This is a genomic window from Streptomyces sp. NPDC006510 (assembly GCF_040611955.1).
In the GTDB taxonomy this organism is placed as follows: domain Bacteria; phylum Actinomycetota; class Actinomycetes; order Streptomycetales; family Streptomycetaceae; genus Streptomyces.
Genome location: NZ_JBEXPH010000036.1, coordinates 22,095 through 42,401 on the forward strand (window position 1 = coordinate 22,095; position 20,307 = coordinate 42,401).

The 20,307-nt window shown below is 70.2% G+C and carries 14 protein-coding genes; 3 read left to right on the forward strand and 11 right to left on the reverse strand.

What is annotated here, in order from left to right; genetic code table 11:
* Positions 1-24 precede the first annotated feature (24 nt).
* The 10 genes from ABZY11_RS14345 to ABZY11_RS14390 form a co-directional block, all read right to left on the reverse strand.
* Positions 25-3,753, reverse strand: a complete 3,729-nt coding sequence (locus ABZY11_RS14345) for a ThuA domain-containing protein (protein WP_356479412.1) — start codon at positions 3,751-3,753, stop codon at positions 25-27.
* A gap of 309 nt (positions 3,754-4,062) precedes the next feature.
* On the reverse strand, positions 4,063-5,067 hold the full coding sequence (locus ABZY11_RS14350; RefSeq protein ID WP_356479413.1) for a sugar phosphate isomerase/epimerase family protein: 1,005 nt from the start codon (positions 5,065-5,067) through the stop codon (positions 4,063-4,065).
* Positions 5,068-5,079: 12 nt separating this feature from the next.
* On the reverse strand, positions 5,080-6,318 hold the full coding sequence (locus ABZY11_RS14355) for a Gfo/Idh/MocA family oxidoreductase (RefSeq protein WP_356479414.1): 1,239 nt from the start codon (positions 6,316-6,318) through the stop codon (positions 5,080-5,082).
* Positions 6,319-6,386: 68 nt separating this feature from the next.
* Positions 6,387-7,424 (reverse strand): substrate-binding domain-containing protein, encoded by a 1,038-nt coding sequence (locus tag ABZY11_RS14360; protein ID WP_356479415.1) that lies wholly within the window; start codon positions 7,422-7,424, stop codon positions 6,387-6,389.
* Between the two features lie 80 nt (positions 7,425-7,504).
* Positions 7,505-8,551, reverse strand: a complete 1,047-nt coding sequence (locus ABZY11_RS14365; protein WP_356479416.1) for an ABC transporter permease — start codon at positions 8,549-8,551, stop codon at positions 7,505-7,507.
* Positions 8,548-10,074 carry a sugar ABC transporter ATP-binding protein gene (locus tag ABZY11_RS14370; RefSeq protein WP_356479417.1) on the reverse strand — a complete coding sequence of 509 codons (1,527 nt, stop codon included), beginning with the start codon at positions 10,072-10,074 and terminating at the stop codon, positions 8,548-8,550. The genes ABZY11_RS14365 and ABZY11_RS14370 overlap by 4 nt, the downstream gene beginning before the upstream one ends.
* Before the next feature lie 155 nt (positions 10,075-10,229).
* On the reverse strand, positions 10,230-11,411 hold the full coding sequence (locus ABZY11_RS14375; RefSeq protein ID WP_356086781.1) for an ROK family transcriptional regulator: 1,182 nt from the start codon (positions 11,409-11,411) through the stop codon (positions 10,230-10,232).
* A gap of 207 nt (positions 11,412-11,618) precedes the next feature.
* A complete protein-coding gene (locus tag ABZY11_RS14380) occupies positions 11,619-13,082 on the reverse strand; it encodes a VWA domain-containing protein (protein WP_356479418.1) in 1,464 nt (487 codons plus the stop codon).
* 75 nt (positions 13,083-13,157) lie between these two features.
* A complete protein-coding gene (locus ABZY11_RS14385; protein WP_356479419.1) occupies positions 13,158-13,835 on the reverse strand; it encodes a GntR family transcriptional regulator in 678 nt (225 codons plus the stop codon).
* 67 nt (positions 13,836-13,902) lie between these two features.
* Entirely contained in the window at positions 13,903-14,853 is a 951-nt protein-coding gene (locus ABZY11_RS14390) for a beta-ketoacyl-ACP synthase III (protein ID WP_356479420.1), read from the reverse strand.
* A 284-nt stretch (positions 14,854-15,137) separates the two neighbouring features.
* Between ABZY11_RS14390 and fdhD the strand changes: the two genes are divergently transcribed.
* The gene (gene fdhD, locus ABZY11_RS14395; RefSeq protein WP_356479421.1) at positions 15,138-15,986 is read left to right on the forward strand and encodes a formate dehydrogenase accessory sulfurtransferase FdhD; all 849 of its coding nucleotides are present in this window, start codon (positions 15,138-15,140) and stop codon (positions 15,984-15,986) included.
* A gap of 55 nt (positions 15,987-16,041) precedes the next feature.
* Here the strand turns inward: fdhD and ABZY11_RS14400 are convergent, their stop codons facing one another.
* Entirely contained in the window at positions 16,042-17,070 is a 1,029-nt protein-coding gene (locus tag ABZY11_RS14400) for a bile acid:sodium symporter family protein (RefSeq protein WP_356479422.1), read from the reverse strand.
* A 110-nt stretch (positions 17,071-17,180) separates the two neighbouring features.
* On the opposite strand from ABZY11_RS14400, the gene ABZY11_RS14405 reads away from it, so the two are divergent.
* On the forward strand, positions 17,181-18,092 hold the full coding sequence (locus tag ABZY11_RS14405) for a LysR substrate-binding domain-containing protein (RefSeq protein ID WP_356479429.1): 912 nt from the start codon (positions 17,181-17,183) through the stop codon (positions 18,090-18,092).
* Between the two features lie 334 nt (positions 18,093-18,426).
* Positions 18,427-20,226 carry an AMP-dependent synthetase/ligase gene (locus tag ABZY11_RS14410; protein ID WP_356479430.1) on the forward strand — a complete coding sequence of 600 codons (1,800 nt, stop codon included), beginning with the start codon at positions 18,427-18,429 and terminating at the stop codon, positions 20,224-20,226.
* The last annotated feature ends 81 nt before the right edge of the window (positions 20,227-20,307 follow it).

A 20,307-nucleotide genomic window follows, 5' to 3' on the forward strand; every position in this document is an offset into this window, starting at 1 on the left:
CCCGCCGTCGCCGGGGTGGGCGCCCTACGCCGAGGGCAGTTCCTTCAGCTGGATGTTGCGGAAGGACACATGGTCGTCGGCACCGTGGTTCTGGAGGCCGATGTAGCCGTTCGTCAGGCTGCGTACCGGGTCGGTGTTGGTGAAGTCGTTGATCTTCACTCCATTGAGGAAGACCTGGAGACGTTCGCCCTGGACCCTGATCTCGTAGCTGTTCCACTGGCCGGGCGGCCGCAGTACCTGGTCACGGGCCTTGGCGTTCGCCGCCTTGAAGGTGTAGACGGAGCCCGTGGTGCGGTCGGGCGCGTCGGTGGCGTCGATCTGGACCTCGTAACCGTTGTTCACCGCGGACCAGGGGTCGTCGGACTCCGGGAAGCCGACGAAGACACCGGAGTTGTCGTCGCCCTGCATCTTCCAGTCGAGCTTGAGCGAGTACGACCCCAGCTCCTTGGCCCGGTAGGTGAGCAGGCCCATGCCGCCCTCGGAGCGGAGTTCACCGTCGACGATGTCGAACTTTCCTGGGCCCGCCTGCTTCCAGCCTTCGAGCGTCTTGCCGTTGAAGATCGACCGGTAGCCGGTGTCGGGCTTGCAGTCGGCGCTCACCTGACCGGCCGCGTACCGCATGCCGCCGAGGAGCAGCTTGCGGAAGGCCGGTTCGGCGTACGACTCCTTGGTGTGGCCGAGGCCGGTGTAGAAGGAGCGGCCGCCCTGGTAGGTCTGGCACCAGGTGATGGGGTGGTCACCCTTCATGGTGCCGCCGGTGTAGGTGGTCTCGTCGAGGGTGGCGAGGACCTTGGCCTGACCGCGGGGATTCGTGCGGTAGTTGTACCACTCGTCGGTGCGGTTCCATTCGTCGCCGAGGTGCGCGGTGGCCGGGTGGTTGTGGTCCTCGACGCGGACGGTGGCGGGCTGGATGGCGGGGTGCGAGGAGAAGTACGCCCCGACGAGTCCGCCGTAGAACGCCCAGTCGTACTCGGTGTCCGCCGCCGCGTGCACGCCCATGTAGCCGCCGCCGGTGGCCACATAGTTCTCGAAGGCCTTCTGCTGGTCGGTGTTGAGTACGTCACCGGTCGTCGAGAGGAAGACCACGGCGTCGTAGCGGGCCAGGTTGCTGGTGGTGAACTGCCCGGCCGCCTCCGTGGCGTCGACGGTGATGTTGCTGTCCTTGCCGAGTTCCTTCAGCACCGCGATGCCGTCGGGGATCGCGTCGTGGCGGAAGCCGGCCGTCTTCGAGAAGACCAGGACCCGCTTGGCGGTCCTGTCGGGGGCACTGTTGGAGAGCTCGAAGTCGTCGACGTCGTAGAGCGCTCCGGCACCTCCCTTGAAGACCAGGAAGAGTTCGGTGGACGTCTTCGGGACTCCACGCAGCGGTACGTCGATGTCCTGGAAGTTGTCCCAGGCACCGGTCACCGGGACGGGTGCGGAGCCGAGGATCTTGCCGGTCGGCGAGCCGGTCCGGACTTCGAGGAAGCCACCGGCACCGCCGGAGGAGATCCGCGCGGTCAGCTTGGTGGAACCGGTGAGGAGGTACGGCTTGAAGGAGATCCAGTCGTCGTTGTGGATGTCACCGACGGTCTTGCCGCCGTGCGCGGTCGCCTTGTTCTGCGGGGCGACGCCGTGCGAGTCGGTGTAGTGCTCGGCCTGCCGGTGGCGCGGCTGGAGTTCGGCCTGGTCGTGGCCGGACAGGGCGGCCTGGCCGCCTCCCCCGCCGTCCGTGTACGAGGCGTCGATGACGCCGAAGATGTTGGCGTTGGGGTCGTGTCCGCCGTCCATCTCCGTCTTGATGGTGCCGGTGCAGCCGTGGGCCGAGGTGATGGGGTGGCCGTGGCTGTCGTGTCCGAGGATGAAGCGGACCTCGACCTTGGAGCAGTCGATGGTGCCGTCCTCGGGGTCGGTGACGGTCACCTTGAACGGGATCTCGTCGCCGAAGGAGAACATCTGCCCGTCACCGGGGAGTTCCAGCTTCACCGTGGGCGCGGTGTTGCCGACCGTCACATGGACGTTGGCCGAGCCGGTGCGGCCGGTGGGGTCCTTGGCGGTGACGGTGGCGGTGTAGGTGCCGTTCTTCTTGTACCTGTACGTGGGGTTGGCGGCGGTCGATGTGCCGCCGTCACCGAAGTCCCAGCTGTAGCTGAGCGCGTCTCCGTCGGCGTCGGTGGTTCCGGCCGAGGAGAAGGCGACCTTGAGGGGGGCGGTTCCGGAGGTCTTGTCGGCGCTCGCCTCGGCGATAGGTGAGCGGCCGCCGGTGGCATTCTCGATGCGGTAGAGCGCGGAGTTCTGGTCGCCGCCGAAGTAGCCGGTGCCGTAGTCCAGGACGTACAGCGCGCCGTCGGGCCCGAACGTCATGTCCATCACCTGGGTCCCCGACCACGGGAAGGCGTTGATGGACTTGACCGTGCCGTCGGTGTCCTGGTCGATGCGCTTGATCCAGCGCCGGCCGAACTCACCGGCGAAGAAGTTGCCGTCGTAGGCCTCGGGGAACTTCACGGGCGAGTCAAGTGCGGCGTCGTAGTGGTAGACGGGTCCGCCCATCGGGGACTCGGAGCCGTTGCCGAACTCGGGCACGGACGCGCCGTCGTACGGGATCCAGGCGGGCTGGGCCGGCGGCAGGTCGACCAGCCCGGTGTTGTACCGGGAGGTGTTCTTGGGCGCGGCGCAGTCGAAGGTCTCACCGGAGGTCTTCGTCGCGAAGTCGTAGTCGACGAACGGGTCGTTCTTGCCCGTGCAGAACGGCCAGCCGAAGTTGCCGGGCTTGGTGACGCGGGCGAATTCGACCTGTCCGCCCGGTCCGCGCTTGGGGTCGGCCGCACCGGCGTCGGGTCCGTAGTCGCCGACGTACACGATGCCGGTGGGCTTGTCGACGGTGAAGCGGAAGGGGTTGCGGAAGCCCATCGCGTAGATCTCGGGGCGGGTCTTGTCCGTGCCCGGGGCGAAGAGATTGCCTTCGGGGACGGTGTACGTGCCGTCGTCGGCCACCTTGATGCGGAGGATCTTGCCGCGCAGGTCGTTGGTGTTCCCGGAGGTGCGACGGGCGTCGAACACGGGGTTGCGGTCGGGCCGGTCGTCGATCGGGGTGTAGCCGTCGGAGGCGAACGGGTTGGAGTCGTCGCCGGTCGACAGGTACAGGTTGCCCTGCGCGTCGAAGTCGATGTCGCCGCCGACGTGGCAGCAGATGCCGCGCGAGGCCGGGATGTCGAGGACCTTCTTCTCGCTGGCGGTGTCGAGCGTGCCGTCCTCCTTGAGGACGAAGCGCGAGAGCCGGTTCACTCCGTCGAACTTGGCGAAGTCGGCGGCGGTGCCGTTCTCGGGGGCGTCGCCGGACGGGGTGTCCAGCGGGGGCGCGTAGTAGAGATAGATCGCCCGGTTCCTGCTGAAGTCCGGGTCGACGCCGACGCCTTGGAGGCCCTCCTCGTCGTGGGAGTAGACGGGCAGGACACCGGCGAGCGTGGTGTCGCCGCCGTTGTCGGTGAGCCAGAGCTCGCCGCCGCGCGCCGTGTGCAGGACGCTGCGGTCCGGGAGCACCGCCAGCGTCATGGGCTCGCCGGTCTCGGCCACGCCCTTGGCGAGGGTGACCTGCTGGAACTCGTCGGCCGCCGCATCGGTGGCGGCCGGCGAGGACGGCCCCGTCGCCGCTGCTCCGGGCGTGGCGCCCAGGGCCAGGGTGGCCGCGGCGAGCAGGCCACCGGTGAACAGCGCGAGGGATTTGCGGACGTGGAGCCGTGTTCTGCTCCTGTTTCCGGTTGTGGTTCTGTGCACGAGTGTCCTCCGGAGAGTGCCGGTTGTACGGGCGGGGTGCTGCCGTGCCGTGCTGCGCGGGGACTGCCGCGCGGGTCGTCCGGGGTGTGTGGGACACCGGAGACCCGAGTCATGCCATGTACACGTTGTGGACCGTAGACCTGTTCGTCCGGGACGGAAAGCCCTTGCGCAGCAGTCCGGTTGAACTTTTTCCTGCGTCAGGACAAAGCGGGACGAGGGCAGGGGTGGGCGCGGGACGGCCGCGAAGCGCTCTCCCGGCCCGCCCCTGCCCGGACCGGAGGCCCGGGGACCCGCCACCGCGGGAGACCTTCAGTCGCCACCCCCGAACGCCGCGTCGAACGACGCCGCCGGCGGATCGAAGTCGTACCGCTTCAGCGTGGCCAGCGCCTCCGGCGCACCCGCCAGCCGGTCCATCCCGGCGTCCTCCCACTCCACGGAGACCGGCCCCTCGTAGCCGATGGACCGGAGCATCCGGAAGACGTCCTCCCAGGGCACGTCGCCGTGTCCGGCCGAGACGAAGTCCCAGCCGCGCCGCGGATCGCCCCAGGGCAGATGCGAGCCGAGCCGGCCGTTGCGGCCGTCGAGGCGCTTGCGTGCCTCCTTGCAGTCCACGTGGTAGATCCGGTCCCGGAAGTCGTACAGGAAGCCGACCGGATCCAGGTCCTGCCAGACGAAGTGGCTCGGGTCGAAGTTCAGCCCGAACGCAGCCCGGTGGCCGACTGCCTCCAGTGCGCGGTGCGTGGTCCAGTAGTCGTACGCGATCTCGCTGGGGTGCACCTCATGGGCGAACCGCACGCCCTCCGCGTCGAAGACGTCCAGGATCGGGTTCCAGCGCTCGGCGAAGTCCTCGTAGCCCCGCTCGATCATGTGCGGCGGAACCGGCGGGAACATCGCGACCAGGTGCCAGATCGACGAGCCGGTGAAGCCGATGACGGTACGCACCCCGAAGGCGGCGGCCGCACGCGCGGTGTCCTTGAGCTCCTCGGCGGCCCGGCGGCGGACTCCTTCGGGCTCACCGTCGCCCCAGATGCGCGCGGGCAGGATGCCCCGGTGCCGCTCGTCGATCGGGTCGTCGCAGACGGCCTGTCCGACGAGGTGGTTGGAGATCGCCCAGCACTTCAGCCCGTACTTGTCGAGCAGCTGCCGCCGGCCTTCCAGATAGCCGGGGTCGGCGAGCGCCTTGTCGACCTCGAAGTGATCGCCCCAGCAGGCGAGTTCGAGCCCGTCGTAACCGAAGTCCCGGGCATGCCGGCAGACCTCCTCCAGCGGCAGGTCGGCCCACTGGCCGGTGAAGAGTGTGAAGGGACGGGGCATGGACGGGACCTCCTAGAGAACCACGGGAGTGTGTACGGAGTTCTTCTCGGCGCTCTCCTCGACCGCTGCGAGCACCCGCTGCACCTGTAGTCCGTCGGCGAACGACGGTGCGGGGGCGGTCCCTTCGGCGATCGCGCGTACCAGGTCGCGGGCCTGGTGGACGAAGGTGTGCTCGTAGCCGAGGGCGTGGCCCGGCGGCCACCACGCCTCCAGGTAGGGGTGTTGGGGTTCGGTGACGAGGATGCGCCGGAACCCTGCCGTGGCGGCGGGTTCGGTGTGGTCGTGGAAGGACAGTTCGTTGAGCCGTTCCAGGTCGAAGGCGAGCGAGCCGCGCTCCCCGTTGATCTCCAGCCGCAGTGCGTTCTTCCGCCCGGCCGCCATCCGGGTCGCCTCGAACGAGGCCAGCGCCCCGGAGGCCAGCCGGCCGGTGAACAGGGCCGCGTCGTCGACCGTCACCGCTCCTCGCGCACCCGTGCCCGCCGCTCCGGAGAGCCCGGCCGACGGGCCAGCGAGCCGGGGCCGTTCGCGTACGAACGTCTCGCTGACCGCCGACACCCCGACCAGCGGCTCCCCCGCCAGATACTGGGCCAGGTCGACGATGTGCGCGCCCAGGTCGCCGAGCGCGCCCGAGCCGGCGCGTTCCCGTTCCAGCCGCCAGGTGAGCGGTGATTCGGGGTCGACGAGCCAGTCCTGGAGGTAGGCGGCGCGGACATGTCGCAGGGTGCCGAGCCGTCCCTCGGCGATCAGGTGCCGGGCGTACGCGATCGCGGGCACCCGGCGGTAGTTGAAGCCCACCATCGCGACCTGGCCGCGGGCCGCCGCGCGCTCCGCGGCCTCGGTCATCGCCTCGGCCTCGGCGACCGTGTTGGCGAGCGGCTTCTCGCACAGCACGTGCTTGCCCGCCTCCAGGGCGGCGATGGCGATCTCGGCATGGCTGTCGCCCGGGGTACAGATGTCGACGAGTTGCACATCGTCCCGGGCGATGAGGGCACGCCAGTCGGTCTCGGCCGCCGCCCAGCCGTGGCGGGCGGCCGCCGCGTCGACCGCCGCCCGGTCGCGTCCGCAGATCGCGGCGAGAGCCGGTTTCATCGGCAGGTCGAAGACGTGTCCCGCGGTGCGCCAGCCCTGTGAGTGGGCGGCGCCCATGAACGCGTATCCGACCATGCCGACTCCGAGCACCGGCACACTCGCCGTCGGCCGGTGCGTCGGCGGCGCTGCGGCCTCCTGATCCGTCTCTTCCCTACGGGCCATCGGGGCTTCCTCCTCGTCGGTCGTTCGATGGGTGCGGCAGGAGGGTCAGCACCCTCCTGCGGGGTGGATCAGCTGAAGCCCGTCGGCAGGTACTGGTCGACGTTCTCCTTGGTGACCACGGCCGAGTAGAGGGTGAGGCTGGTCGGGATCTCCAGTTCGGCCAGGCCGCCGACGCCCTTGCCCTGGGCCAGCGCGCGGGCCAGGTCGATGGCGGACGCGGCCATCGTCGGCGGGTAGAGCACGGTGGCCTTCAGGACGCTGTTGTCGGCCTTGATGGCGTCCATCGCGGACTTGGCCCCGGCGCCGCCGACCATCAGGAACTCGTCACGGCCCGCCTGCTGGATGGCGCGCAGCGCGCCCACGCCCTGGTCGTCGTCGTGGTTCCACACGGCGTCGATCCTCTTCTGCGCCTGGAGGAGCTGGGCCATCTTCGCCTGGCCCGACTCGACGGTGAAGTCGGCGGCCTGACGGCCCACCAGCTCGATGTTGGAGTAGTTCTTCAGCGCGTCGGAGAAGCCCTGGCTGCGCTGCTTGGTGAGCTCCAGATTGTCGATGCCCGCCAGCTCGACGACCTTGGCGCCCGCCTTGCCCTTGAGCTGCTCGCCGATGTACGTACCGGCGTTGAGGCCCATGCCGTAGTTGTCGCCGCCGACCCAGCAGCGGTAGGCCTGCGGGGAGGCGAAGATCCGGTCCAGGTTGATGACGGGGATACCCGCCCGCATGGCTTCCAGGCCGACCTGGGTGAGCGCCTTGCCGTCGGCCGGGAGGATGACGAGGACGTCGACCTTCTTGTTGATGAGGGTCTTGACCTGGCCGATCTGGGCGGCGGTGTCATTGGAGCCCTCGGTGGTCTCCAGTGTCACCTCGGAGTACTTGGCCGCCCGTGACTTGGCGTTCTCGTTGATGGCGTTGAGCCAGCCGTGGTCGGCCTGCGGGCCCGCGAAGCCGATGGTGACCGGCTTGCCGGGCTTGTCGTCGGCGGCGGGACCGGTGTTCTTGGCGGTGTCCTCGGTCTTGGGGTCGTTGCTGGTGCAGGCGGTGAGCAGGGCGCCCGCGGAGACGGCGGCGGTGCCGAGGAGCAGTCGTCTGCGGCTGGTTTCTGGCATGGCTGTCAAACCCTTCATCCGGTGCGTGACATGTCACATGGGGCGAACGGGGTGGTGGGCGGGACGGGCGGGGTGGAGCGTCAGGTCTCGCCGTGCGCCGAGGTGCGGCGCTGGACCAGGACGGCGGCGACGATGATCGCGCCCTTGGCGATCTGCTGGACGTCGCTCTGGAGATTGTTGAGCGCGAAGATGTTGGTGATGGTGGTGAAGACCAGGACACCGAGTACGGAGCCGACGATGGTGCCGCGCCCACCGCTGAGCAGGGTGCCGCCGATGATCGCGGCCGCGATGGCGTCGAGTTCGTACAGATTGCCGTTGGTGTTCTGCCCCGAGCCGGACAGGATGATCAGCATGAAGGCGGCGATGCCGCAGCACAGCCCGGAGAGCAGATAGAGAAGGAGCCGCTGGCGCCGTACGTCGATGCCGGCCAGCCTGGCGGCTTCCGCGTTGCCGCCGACCGCGACCGTGCGCCGTCCGAACGTCGTACGGTTCAGCACCAGCCAGCCGATGACGGTGACCCCCGCGAACACCATGACCAGCGGCGGGATGCCGAGGACGTAGGAGTCGGGCAGGCCCAGGTCGAGGACCGACTTGACGGTGACGATCTGGGTCTTGCCGTCGGTGATCTGGAGGGCCAGCCCACGGGCCGAGGCGAGCATCGCCAGCGTCGCGATGAACGGCACCATCCGCCCGTACGCGATCAGCAGCCCGTTCACCAGCCCGGCGCCGAGTCCGACGACCACCGCGGTGAACAGGATCCCGGCGAAGCCGTACTCCTGGGTGGCGACCGTGGTCGCCCAGACGGAGGCGAGCGCGACCATCGCACCGACCGACAGATCGATGCCGCCGCTGGTGATGACGAAGGTCATCCCGACGGTGACGACACCGATGACGGACGACTGGGTCAGGATCAGCTGAAGGTTCCCGGTGTCCAGGAACGCCTCGGGCTCGGTGAATCCGCCGACGGCGATCAGTACCGCGAGGACGCCGAGGAGCGAGAGGTTACGGACGTCCACGCGCAGGCCGGAGGTGCGCGCGGGTCCGTCCTTCTTCCGGGGGCCGGAGAGCGGGGCCACGGCCCCCTTGTCCGGCCCGCCCTGCTGCGCCGAGGAGACGGGCTGCGTCATGACGTCGGGCTCCCTTCCATCACAAGGTCGAGTACGCGGTGCTCGTCGAGCTCCCGGGCGTCCGCCGTGTGCACGACGCGGCCCTCGCGGAGCACCAGCACCCGGTCGGCGAGGCCCAGCACTTCGGGCACCTCGCTGGAGACGAGCAGGACGGCGAGGCCTTCGTCGGCCAGCCGGCGGATCACGGCGTACAGCTCGGCGCGGGCGCCGACGTCGACACCGCGGGTCGGTTCGTCGAGCAGCAGCACCCGGCAGCCACGCAGCAGCCAGCGGGCCAGGACCGCCTTCTGCTGATTGCCGCCGGAGAGCGTGCGGACGGGGGTGTCCGGGTTGTCGGGGCGCAGCGAGAGTTCGCGGGTGGCCTCGCGGGCCGCCCGGCGTTCGGCCCCGCGGTCGAGCCAACCCGCCCTGGAGAAACGGGACATCGAGGAGACGGAGACATTGCGGGTGACCGATTCGAGCATCAGCAGGGCCTGCGCCTTGCGTTCCTCGGGGGCGAGGCCGATTCCGGCGGCGACGGCCGCGCGGACGCTGCCGGGCCTCAGCGGCCGGCCGGCCACGGCCACCCGTCCGGCGCTCGGCCTGCGGGCGCCGTAGACGGTCTCCAGGATCTCGGAGCGCCCCGAACCGACGAGTCCGGCCAGGCCCACGATCTCGCCGGGCCTCAACTCCAGGTCCACGGGGGCGAATTCACCCTTCCTGGTCAGCCCCTCGACCTTCAGGACGGGCTCCGCCGCGGTCGTTCCAGCACGGTCCGTGGTACGTGGCGGGAAGACGTACTCGACATCGCGACCGGTCATCATGGCAACGATGTCGCGTGTCGGCGTGGACTCGGCGGGCAGTCCTACGGCCACGGCGCGGCCGTCCTTGAGCACGGTCACCCGGTCACCGATCCGGCGGATCTCCTCCAGACGGTGCGAGATGTAGACGACGGCGACGCCGTCCGCGGTGAGGGAGGCGACGATACGGAAGAGGTTGTCGACCTCGTCCGGGTCGAGTGCGGCGGACGGCTCGTCCATGACGATGAGCCGTACGTCGTGCGAGAGCGCCCGCGCCATGGAGACGATCTGCTGCTGGGCGGCGGACAGGTCGCCGACCGGGCGGGCCGGGTCGATCTCCGGGTGGCCGAGTCGCTTCAGCAGTGCGGCGGCGGCCGTGCGGCCCTCCCGGGTGCGGACGACGAAGCGGGCGGTGGTGGGTTCATGGCCGAGGAAGACGTTCTCGGCGACCGACAGCCCCTCGACCAGGTCGAGTTCCTGATAGATGGTGGCGATGCCCAGCCGCATGGCGGCGATGGGCGACTTCAGCGCGACCGGTTCGCCGCGCCAGGTGATCTCGCCGCCGTCGGGCTGGTGGGCCCCGGCGAGCACCTTGATGAGGGTGGACTTGCCGGCGCCGTTCTGTCCGAGGAGACAGTGGACTTCGCCGGCCTGGACCTCCAGGTCCACGCCGTCGAGGGCGCGCACTCCGGGGAACGACTTGGTGATGCCGGACATGGTGAGCAGGGGTGGTTCTGGTGCCATGACGATCCCCTCGGCGAATGGGGTCTCCCCTGCTCGAACGCAGCCGAGAGCTTGGGGAAGGCCGGTGAGCGGGCAGGGCTGTACCAGGTGCGGTGGTGCGGGTGTTGCGGGCTCCCGGTGTTTCCGGGGTGCGCCCGTGTGCTGCCGGCCCGGGGTCAGGCCGGTGAGAAGAGGTGGTCGCTGATGAGCCGGGCGGCGCCGATCACTCCGGCGGCCGGTCCCAACTCGCCCAGCACAATGGGGAGATTGCCGGTGGCCAGCGGCAGCGACTGCCGGTAGACCTGGGTCCGGACGCTGGCGAGGAGCGTGTGGCCGAGGCCGGTCACACCGCCGCCGATCACCACCAGTCCGGGGTTGAAGAAGCTGACGAGTCCCGCGATGACCTGGCCGACCCGGTTGCCGCCTTCACGGATCAGGTCGAGCGAGGTGGCATCACCGGCGGCCGCGGCGGCCGCCACATCGGCGGCGGTGAGTTTCCCGGCGGCTTCGAGCCGGCCGGCGAGCTCCGCCGACCGCCCGGTGCGTGCCGCGTCCTCGGCGTCGCGGGCGAGCGCGGCACCACTGAAATGGGCCTCCAGGCAGCCCCGGTTGCCGCAGGCGCAGGCCCGCCCCTCGGGTTCCACCTGGATATGGCCGATGTCTCCGGCGCTGCCCGTCGTACCGCGGTGGACGTCGCCTCCGACGACGATGCCGCAGCCGATTCCGGTGCCGATCTTGACGCAGAGGAAGTCGCCCACGGAGCGCGCCACGCCCGCGTGCTGCTCCCCCATCGCCATCAGGTTCACATCGTTGTCGACCATGACGGGGCAGCCCAGTTCCTGGCTGAGCGCCTCGCGGACCGGGAAGCCGTCCCAGCCGGGCATGATCGGCGGCGCGACCGGTACGCCTTCGGGGAAGCGGACCGGTCCGGGTACGCCGATGCCCGCTCCGTCGAAACCCTCGGCGAGCCCCGAGGCCCGGAGCTTGGCCGCCATGGACAGCACCTGCTCGAAGATCGCGACGGGACCCTCGCGTACGTCCATCGGGTGGTTGAGGTGGCCCAGGACCTCCAACTCGGCGTTGGTGACGGCCACATCGACGGATGTGGCACCGATGTCGACGCCGAGGAAGCGCAGTTGCGGTGCGAGCCGGATGTTGTGCGAGCGGCGCCCGCCGCGGGATGCGGCGAGGCCGTCGGCCACGACGAGCCCGGTCTCCAGCAGTCTGTCGACCTCGACGGCGAGCTTGGAGCGGGAGAGATCGACCTGATCCCCCAGCTGTGCCCGTGAGTTGGGCCCGCCGTCGCGCAACAGCCGCAGCAGTCGCGCCTGATGCGCATTCGCGGGTCGTGCCGTCATACGTCTCACGCGCCCCTCCCCGCCACATCGGCCTGTACGTCGGGCTTTCGAGGGGAACGTAGCAGCGGTTGCCGGGAGTGGGAAGAAGTTGCGCAGGAATCCACTACAACTTTCTCCACACCGAGGACAAAGCCGGTCGGTCGCCGTCGCGGTCCGGGGCGCCGGTCCGTGCCGGCGACACGGACCGGGCGGCGGGAGCCGGCTGTCTCAGCGCAGGATTCCGGCCTGCCGGGCGGCCCACAGCCAGGACGGGAACTCCGACAGGACCCTGTCGTACAGCTCCTGGTCGGAGATCCTCTCGATGTCGTCCACCGCGAAGAAGCCGACGTTGTCGACCCGGCGGCCCGGCATGGTGTCGAATCGTTCCAGCACGCCGTACTGAGAACTGCCGAGTCCGACGAACTGCCAGAACACCGGCTCCTCGGCGGCCGCCCGCAACTCCTGCTCGATCTCCCTGTTGCGGTGCACACCACCGTCCGAGAAGAACAGGACCAGCGTCGGGTCGGGCACCGGGTGAGCACGCACGAAGGCCCGCACCTCGGCGATGACCTTCTGTTCCTCGTTCTGGATGCCGACCGTACGCATGTCGATCTGGCCGGGGAGCAGTCCCTTGGGCGGCTTCCTGCGACCGAAGCCAAAGCTCTGGCCCACGCGTACGTGCAGCCCGAGCCACTCGGGGAGATCGCCCACGGCGAGGTCGGGCAGCCGGGCCGGGTTGGTGGCGAATGTCCACGCCTGCATCTCGCCGTCGTCGTCGAGCTGCGCCGCGACGGCCACCATCCGCTCGGCGACACCCACCACTGTGCCCCGCCGGTAGAGGCCGCCCATCGAACCCGACGCGTCGAGTACGAGGACGACGCGTGCGCGCAACTCCGGTACGCCGTGCTTGCTCAGGCTGACCAGGACCTGTTGCTTGCGCAGCGACAGGCGCTTGCGCATGTCCACGGGCAGCTTCTCCTCGCCCTTGGTGAGCCGGGGACGGGGCCCGCCTCCGGCCGGCTCCGGCGAAGGCGGCGCGGGCGGGAGGGACGGTGCGGGTGAGGGAGGGTATGACGATGCCGGTGCGGTAGGGAACGACGGAGCCGACGCGGGCGGGTACGACGGTGCGGGGGCCGGAGTCGTCACGGGCGGCGGGCCGGCCCCGGGCGCGGGCGGTTCCTCGTCGACGCTGATCCCGAAGTCGGTCGCCAGTCCCGCCAGCCCGCTCGCATAGCCCTGGCCGACCGCGCGGAACTTCCAGCCACCGTCCCGCCGGTAGAGCTCACCGCCGACCAGGGCGGTCTCCGTCCCGGCCGCGATGTCGAAGCGTGCCAGCTCGGCACCGGACGCCGCGTCGAGCAGCCGCAGACACAGCCCCGGCACCTGACCGAACGTGCCGCCGTCGGCGGACGCGCAGAGTGCGACGCGTTCGATGTCCGGCCCCAGCGCACCCAGATGGACGTCCAGCGAGTCGCTGCCGGGCCGTTTGCCGAGGTGGTTCACGGCGCCCGAGGCGTGCCGCGGCTGGTTGTAGAAGACGAAGTCGTCATCGGAGCGCACCCGTCCGCCGCCGTTCAGCAGCAGAGCGGAAGCATCCACGTCCGGCACTCCGGACCCTGCCGCCCAGTCGAGTACGGCCCTGACCGCGGAGGCCGCGACCGGCACGTTGGCGCCTTTGCTCAGTATCGTCACGGCAGCAAGTCTGCCTGCTGTCCGGCGCACCCGCGGGGATGGCCCCGCGGTACCGCCCCAGGACTCCGCCGGACCCTAGCTCTCGTCGCGCTGGTGGTACGTCTCGCGGGTGTGTTCCGTGTGTGCCCGCATGATCTCCGTGGCCCGCTGTTCGTCGCGCGAGGAGATCGCCGCGATGAGTGAGCGGTGCTCGATCCAGGACTGGGTGCCGCGCTGCCGGGCCACCGGGGTGTAGTACCAGCGGACCCTGCGGTCCACCTGGCCCGCGAGCTCGGCGAGGACGACATTGCCCGCCAGCTCCATGACCTTGGCGTGGAAGGCCGCGTTGGTGGCGACCGCCAGGTCCACGTCGTCGTCGGCGACGGCCTGCTCGCCCTTGGCGCAGAGCTCCTCCAGGGCGGCGATGCCGGTGGCGGGGGAATTGGCCGCGGCAAGACGCGCGGCCTCCGCCTCCAGAAGGGTGCGGACCGAGAGCAACTGGTCCGCCTCCTCCTCCGTGGGCTCGTGCACGAACGCGCCCTGGGCGGGCCGGAGGTCGACCCAGCCCTCGGTGTTCAGCCGCTGCAGCGCCTCGCGCACCGGCTGACGGGACACCCCGAGATGGCCTGCCAGCTCGCTCTCGACCAGGTGCTGGCCGGGACGGAGCGCACGCGTCGTGATGAGTTCGAGCAGCGCCTCATAGACGCGTTCGCGCAGCGGACCGGGCCGTTCCAGCTTCGGCACAGCCCCTTGCGGCAGTCCTGTGGACAACATCGCGGTCCCCCTCCAGCCGACGAGCACCCATTGCTTATCGTCTACAGTCTACCGAGCACAACGTCCCTCAGGGACAGCGGATCACCTGACCCGCGTACGAGAGATTCCCGCCGAAACCAAAGAGCAGAACCGGCGCACCGCTGTGCACCTCGCCGCGTTCCACCAGCTTGGACAAGGCCATCGGGATCGAGGCCGCGGACGTATTGCCGGAATCCACGACATCCCTGGCGATGACCGCGTTGACCGCGCCGATCTTCCTGGCGACCGGCTCGATGATCCTCAGATTGGCCTGGTGGAGCACCACCGCCCCAAGATCCTCGGGCGCAACACCGGCCTTCTCGCACACCTTGCGGGCGATGGGCGGCAGCTGTGTGGTGGCCCAGCGGTAGACGGACTGCCCTTCCTGCGCGAAGCGCGGCGGCGTCCCCTCGATCCGCACCGCCTTCCCCATCTCCGGCACCGAACCCCACAGAACGGGACCGATCCCGGGCCGGCCGCTCTCGTCCGGGTCCGCGACGACGACCGCCGCGCCGGCTCCGTCGCCGAGCAGGACGCAGGTGCTGCGGTCGGTCCAATCGGCGATGTCCGCCATCTTGTCGGCACCGATGACCAGGACGCGCTCGGCGGCCCCGGCCCGGATGGCGTGGTCGGCGGTGGCGAGGGTGTGGGTGAAGCCGGAGCAGACCACGTTGATGTCCATCACCGCGGGCGAGCCCATCCCGAGCCGGGCGGCGACGCGCGCCGACATGCTCGGCGAGCGGTCGATCGCGGTCGAGGTGGCGACCAGGACCATGTCGACCTCGGCCGGTCGCAGCCCCGCCGCGGCCAGCGCCTTGGCCCCCGCGTGCGCGGCCATCTCGTCCACCGGCTCGTCCGGGCCCCCGATGTGACGGGTCCTGATGCCGACGCGACTGGTGATCCACTCGTCGCTGGTATCGACCATGGCCGCCAGATCGTCGTTGGTGAGCACCTTGGCGGGCTGATAGTGGCCGAGCGCCACGACACGTGAGCCGGTCATGTACGGGGTCCCCTCGCTACGTATGGCAGGAACCATCCAGTCTTGGTCGCTACTGCCGGGTACAGGGGCACGTGTTCCCACAGGAATATCACCCGGAGGTTGGAGGCTTGGCAACAGCCTTGACGCCCCGGAAAGCACATTGCGGACAATATTCTGTCGACGTGACATGTTCTCCCGCTCGTCGCCCGGTGCGCTCCATGCCGGACAAGCTCCATGCCGGACAATGAGAAACCCCGGAGACCAGCTCTCCTCTTCCACCACGTACAGAATCGGGTTCAACCGCCATGGGACGGGTCACCGAGCGTCGCCGCACCATCCGCATCCGGGACGGAGCCGTCTCCACCCGCCCCGACACGCTCGTCGCCGAGGAGCCCCTGGAGATCCGGCTGAACGGCAGGCCGCTCGCCATCACGATGCGCACACCGGGTGACGACTTCGCGCTGGCGGCGGGATTCCTGGTGAGCGAGGGCGTCATCGGGGAGGGTTCCGAGGTGCAGTCGATCGTCTACTGCACCGGAGCGACGGCGGACGGCGTCAACACGTACAACGTGGTCGACGTGAAGCTCGCCCCCGGTGTCGCGGTCCCCGACATCACGCTCGAACGCAATGTGTACACCACCTCGTCCTGCGGGCTGTGCGGCAAGGCGAGTCTGGACGCGGTGCGCACCACGACCCGGCACCCGGTCGCCGACGCTCCCCCCGTCCGGGTCGAGCCCGCGCTGCTCTCCGCCCTCCCCGACCGGCTGCGCGCCGCGCAGCGGGTCTTCGACCGGACCGGGGGGCTGCACGCGGCGGCGCTGTTCTCCGAGACGGGCGAACTGCTCGACATCAGGGAGGACGTCGGCCGGCACAACGCGGTCGACAAGCTGGTCGGCCGGGCCCTGACCGACCATCGGCTGCCGCTGTCCCGGGCGATTCTGCTGGTGTCGGGGCGGGCCTCGTTCGAGCTGGCCCAGAAGGCGGTGATGGCCGGGATCCCGATGCTCGCGGCGGTCTCGGCTCCGTCGTCCCTCGCCGTCGATCTGGCGGCCGGGACCGGACTGACCCTGGTCGGCTTTCTGCGGGGTCCGTCGATGAACGTGTACGCGGGCGAGCACCGCATCGCCCTGGACGCCACGGCCGGCCGGGACTGAGAGCCTGTCGGGCGACCGGCCCGCCCGGCGGAGTGTCCCCGGGCGGGTCGCGCCGTCAGCTCGCGACCGCGGGCTCACGCGGCACCGCGCCGTTCGCCACGTCCTCTTCCCGCGGATCGCGCGAGCGGCGCTTGGCGAGCACCGCGCACACCATCAGCTGCATCTGGTGGAAGAGCATCAGCGGCAGTACGGCGAGGGACGCCTGCGCCCCGAACAGCACGCTCGCCATCGGCAGCCCCGAGGCCAGACTCTTCTTCGAACCGGCGAACTGGATGGCGATCCGGTCGTCCCGGTCGAAGCCGAGCCGCTTCGCCCCGTACCAGGTCAGCGCCAGCATCAGCGCGAGCAGCAGCACTTCGGCGCCGAGCAGCGCCCCGAGCCGGGCCGGGGTGACCTGGTGCCAGATGCCCGCGACCATGCCCTCACTGAAGGCCGTGTAGACGACGAGCAGGATCGAGCCGCGGTCGACATAGCCGAGGACCTTCTTGTGGCGGGTGATGAAGCCACCGATCCAGCGGCGCAGCAGTTGCCCGGCGACGAACGGCAGCAGCAGCTGGGCCCCGATCCTCAGCAGCGCGTCCGCCGAGAATCCGCCGCCGCTGTTGCCGAGCAGGGCGGCCGCGAGCAGCGGGGTGAGGAAGATCCCGGCGATCGAGGAGAAGGAGCCCGCGCAGATCGCCGCGGGCACGTTGCCGCGGGCGATCGAGGTGAAGGCGATCGAGGACTGGATGGTCGACGGGACGAGGCAGAGGAAGAGGAAACCGCTGTAGAGCTGCGGTGTAAGGACGTACGGAACCAGCCCTCTGCCCGCCAGCCCGAGCAGCGGGAACGCAACGAAGGTGCAGATCAGCACGGTGAGATGGAGCCGCCAGTGCTTGAGCCCGTCCAGTGCCTCGGCGGTGGAGAGCCGGGCGCCGTACAGGAAGAAGAGGAGGGCGACCGCTCCGGTCGAGGCACCGCCCGCCACCTCTGCGGCGGTCCCCGACGCGGGCAGTATCGCGGCGAGCACGACGGTGCCGATCAGCGCCAGGATGTACGGGTCGAGCGGCAGCCAGGACGGCAGCTTCAGGGTGCGGCGGCTCATGTGCTCCACATGTTCTCTTGGGTCTGGTCGTGCCCACTCCATGCTGCTCCCGATCGGGGCGATCGGGAATCCCGCACACCCTTCTCACTGTCATCACGGTTTGCGATAGCCTGGTCCACATGTACGACCCGGCTCAGCTCCGTACCTTTCTCGCCGTCGCCCAGACGCTGAGTTTCACCCAGGCCGCCCGCCGGCTGGGGGTGCGGCAGTCCACGGTGAGCCAGCATGTGCGGCGTCTGGAGGATGCTGCGGGGCGGCAGCTGTTCACCCGGGACACGCACCGGGTCGATCTCACCGTGGACGGCGAGGCGATGCTCGGCTTCGCCCGGACGATACTCGCGGCCCATGAGCGGGCGGCGGCCTTCTTCACCGGCACCCGGCTGCGCGGGCGGCTGCGGTTCGGGGCCTCCGAGGACTTCGTGCTGACCCGGCTGCCGGAGATCCTGGAGTCGTTCCGCCGCGACCACCCGGAGGTCGAGCTGGAACTGACGGTGGAGCTCTCCGGGACGCTGCATCAGCGCCTCGCGGCCGGCCGGCTCGATCTGGTGCTCGCCAAGCGGCGCGCCGGTGACACCCACGGCGAGCTGGTCTGGCAGGACGCGCTGACCTGGATCGGCGCACCGCAGCTGCGGATCGACCCGGACCGTCCGGTTCCGCTGATCCTCTTTCCGCCGCCGGGCATCACCCGGGCCCGCGCCCTGGAGGTCCTGGAGGAGCACGGCCGGTCCTGGCGGGTCGCCTGCACCAGCACCAGCCTGAGCGCGCTGATCGCGGCGGCCCATGCGGGGCTGGGCGTGATGGCCCACAGCCGGGGGCTGATCCCGCCGGGCCTGGCGCCGGTGCCGGCCAGGGCGGGTCTGCCGGAGCTGGGCGGGGTGGACTTCGTGCTGTCGCACGGCCGGCGTCGCGACGGGGCGCACGAGGCCGCGGATGCCCTGGCGGCGGCGATCCTGGCGGGCGGTGACCGGCTGATCCGCGGCGTCGGCACGATGGGCTCGATCAACGGCCGGGACGGCGCATGACCGCCTGCGCGCAAGGGAAGCATGGCCAGTGGCGGTCACGGACTCGCCCCGTCCGATCCGGGCAATTGCGGGTGGATCCCCGCGTATGAGCCCGGAACGGGAGTGGTAGCGGCGTACAGATTCGGTGGAGATTCCGGAGGCTGCCGCTTACCGTACGGTCCAGGCCACGCCCGAGCCTTGCCCATCTGGCCGGATTTCGGCGGCTGACCTGTGCATATGCCACGTTGTCCGCCGGTACGGGCCCCTCCCGCCGCGCCGCCCGGTGGGGTAGCGTCACGGCGCTGTGCGGAGCGCCACAAGGAGCAGGTCATTGCGCGAGTTCACTGTCCCACCCATGGCGGCCGCGCCCCTCGTGGGCGGCCTGGCCGATGTGGTGTTCGACCATGCAGAAGAGGACCCGCACCGGGTCGCGCTCGGTCGGAAGGACGCGAGCGGGCAATGGCGGGATGTCACTGCTGCGGCCTTCCGCGACGAGGTGCTGGCGCTGGCCAAGGGACTGATCGCGCACGGCGTCAGATTCGGCGACCGGGTGGCCCTGATGTCGCGTACGCGCTACGAGTGGACGCTCTTCGGCCTCGCGCTGTGGACGGTCGGCGCCCAGTCCGTACCCGTCTATCCGACGTCCTCGGCCGAGCAGGTGCTGTGGATGCTGCACGACGCCGAGGTGTCCGCCGTCATGGTCGAGCACGAGGACCACGCGATGACGATCGCCTCGGTGATCGACCGGCTGCCCGGACTCAAGCGGCTCTGGCAGCTGGACGCCGGCGCGGTGGCCGAGCTGGTCGACGCGGGGGCGGACGTCGAGGACGAGGTGGTGCACCGCCACCGCCGCGCGGTGACGCCCGAGTCCGCCGCCACCGTCATCTACACCTCGGGGACGACGGGACGCCCCAAGGGCTGTGTGCTCACGCACGCCAATTTCATGTTCGAGACGGACACCATGGTCGCCCGCTGGAGGTCGGTCTTCCACTCCAAGCCGGGTGACGAGGCGGGGACCCTGCTCTTCCTGCCGCTGGCCCATGTCTTCGGCCGGATGGTCGAAATCGCGGCGCTCCGCGGCCGGGTGAAGCTGGGCCACCAGCCGGAGCTGTCGGCCAGGGCGCTGATGCCGGACCTGGCGTCGTTCCGGCCGACGTTCATCGTGGCGGTTCCGTACATCTTCGAGAAGGTCTTCGCCGGCGCCCGGCGCAAGGCCGAGGCGGAGGGCCGGATCGGGCCGTTCGACAAGGCCGCGGACATCGCGGTGAAGTACGCCGAGGCGCTGGAGGCGCGGGCGTTCGGGACCGGTCCCGGGCCGTCCGCCGGGCTGCGCATGCAGCACCAGTTCTTCGACAAGGTCGTGTACAAGAAGGTGCGCGACGCGATGGGCGGCCGGATCCGGCACGCCATGTCCGGCGGTTCGGGGATGGAGCGGCGGCTCGGGCTGTTCTTCGAGGGCGCGGGCATCACCGTGTACGAGGGCTACGGGCTGACCGAGTCGACCGCAGCGGCCACGGCCAATCCGCCGGAACGCACCAGGTACGGCACGGTCGGGCTGCCGATCCCGGGTACGACCGTGCACATCGCCGAGGACGGCGAGGTGTGGTTGCACGGGAGCAATGTGTTCGAGGGCTATCTCGGCGACCCGAAGGCCACCGAAGCAGTGCTGCGCGAGGGCTGGCTGGCCACCGGGGATCTCGGTTCGCTCGACGAGGACGGCTATCTGACGATCACCGGGCGGAAGAAGGAGATCCTGGTGACGTCGGGCGGCAAGAGTGTGTCGCCGACCGGTCTGGAGGAGCGGGTGCGGGCGCATCCGCTGGTCGCGCAGTGCATCGTGGTCGGCAACGACCGGCCCTACGTCGCGGCCCTGGTCACGGTCGACCACGAGTCGGTGGACCACTGGCTCGCCATGCAGGGGCGGGATCCGCTGAAGCCGGAGGAACTGGTGCGCGACCCGAACCTGGAGATGGAGGTCCGGCGGGCGGTGGTGGCCGCCAACACGGCGGTCTCGCAGGCCGAGTCGATCCGTACGTTCCGGATCCTGGCGCATCCCTTCAGCGAGGAGCACGGTCTGCTCACCCCGTCGCTGAAGCTGAAGCGCAGGGCGATCGAGACGGCGTACGCGGCGGAGGTCGACGCGCTGTACCGCTGAGGCACCGGGGTGCTCCAGCGGTACAGCCCACGGGGCGGGCGAAACGGTACCGCGGCCGCGGCCCGATCCGGACGAGAGTCC

Coding starts and splice junctions, on each gene's coding strand:
- ABZY11_RS14350 (WP_356479413.1), bottom strand. CDS start 5,067: ATGCCCCGTCCCTTCACACTCTTCACCGGCCAGTGGGCCGACCTGCCG.
- ABZY11_RS14355 (WP_356479414.1), bottom strand. CDS start 6,318: ATGGCCCGTAGGGAAGAGACGGATCAGGAGGCCGCAGCGCCGCCGACG.
- ABZY11_RS14360 (WP_356479415.1), bottom strand. CDS start 7,424: ATGCCAGAAACCAGCCGCAGACGACTGCTCCTCGGCACCGCCGCCGTC.
- ABZY11_RS14365 (WP_356479416.1), bottom strand. CDS start 8,551: ATGACGCAGCCCGTCTCCTCGGCGCAGCAGGGCGGGCCGGACAAGGGG.
- ABZY11_RS14370 (WP_356479417.1), bottom strand. CDS start 10,074: ATGGCACCAGAACCACCCCTGCTCACCATGTCCGGCATCACCAAGTCG.
- ABZY11_RS14375 (WP_356086781.1), bottom strand. CDS start 11,411: ATGACGGCACGACCCGCGAATGCGCATCAGGCGCGACTGCTGCGGCTG.
- ABZY11_RS14385 (WP_356479419.1), bottom strand. CDS start 13,835: ATGTTGTCCACAGGACTGCCGCAAGGGGCTGTGCCGAAGCTGGAACGG.
- ABZY11_RS14390 (WP_356479420.1), bottom strand. CDS start 14,853: ATGACCGGCTCACGTGTCGTGGCGCTCGGCCACTATCAGCCCGCCAAG.
- fdhD (WP_356479421.1), top strand. CDS start 15,138: ATGGGACGGGTCACCGAGCGTCGCCGCACCATCCGCATCCGGGACGGA.
- ABZY11_RS14400 (WP_356479422.1), bottom strand. CDS start 17,070: ATGAGCCGCCGCACCCTGAAGCTGCCGTCCTGGCTGCCGCTCGACCCG.
- ABZY11_RS14410 (WP_356479430.1), top strand. CDS start 18,427: ATGGCGGCCGCGCCCCTCGTGGGCGGCCTGGCCGATGTGGTGTTCGAC.